Here is a 904-nt window from a genome sequence, read left to right on the forward strand (position 1 = left end):
GATGACGGGCGCACCACTTCCCAGCCCAGGGGCACTTTTTTTACTTCAATGACCGACACGCCCATCGCGTTCTGGCCTTTAAGAGCTTTATCGGCGCTCCAGTTGGCATCGCCATCTTTAAACAGTAGACCGTTATCGATGTATTCATGGTTTATGGCAAGCAGGCCGTGATCGGAGCTGTTCCCGCCCTGCGGCAGGCTAAACCACGCCATGCCGTCGTGGTGCATCCCGGCCTGCGCCGCCTGTTCTTCCGTGGTGTTGCTACCGTCGGTTTTAAAAACCGGCAGATTTCCGGCAATCCCGGTGGCGTCGCCCCATTTGTAGAAGGGCTTCGCGATGTATCCTTCCGGCACGATAACGGTATCTTCCGTGGAAACCGGCAGGCTGGTGAAACCGAGCGTCGTCGCTTTGCCGAGGTTACCGCTTGCTTTGGAGACCACTTTCGCCAGCGCGTTTTCCTGTTTCAGCAGAAATGGGAACGCTGCCGCGGCACCGGCGACCGTGCCTGCCTGTAACAGACGGCGGCGTGACAAATAGACTTCCGCCACCTGCGAAAACGCGCGGTTATCGCTCGGGTTACTGATTTCTTCACTATGCTCACGTTTGAATAAAGTTTTTAACGGTCTGCCCATTGCGGTTTCCTTTCAAAAAATCGATTTCAAGGGGAATCATTTTTATGCACGTGAGTCTACGGAAAGATTGTTACGGAAATATAACAATTGTCATAAAAAACCGGCGATAAAATCATCTATGGTCGGGACGCGGTTTCAGGTATGATGTGAGGCTAGAATTCTGAACGCTCTCTTTTGTTGAGCATATATGGACGTCCCAGATGAGGCAAGTACTGGTTCGATGCGGTTTGCGACCATATATCCGGCGTCGTTAGTAGGTTCAATGACCTGCG

Annotated in this window: 1 protein-coding gene; it reads right to left on the reverse strand. The window is 52.4% G+C overall.

Going from position 1 to position 904, the window contains the following annotated elements:
- Positions 1 to 632 (reverse strand): alkaline phosphatase PhoX (locus ACJHYR_RS27910; protein WP_134264009.1); only part of this gene is annotated, 632 nt, incomplete at its 3' end.
- Between the last annotated feature and the right edge of the window lie 272 nt (positions 633 to 904).

The sequence above is a fragment of the Escherichia sp. WS1450 genome, from assembly GCF_046487395.1.
In the GTDB taxonomy this organism is placed as follows: domain Bacteria; phylum Pseudomonadota; class Gammaproteobacteria; order Enterobacterales; family Enterobacteriaceae; genus Escherichia; species Escherichia coli.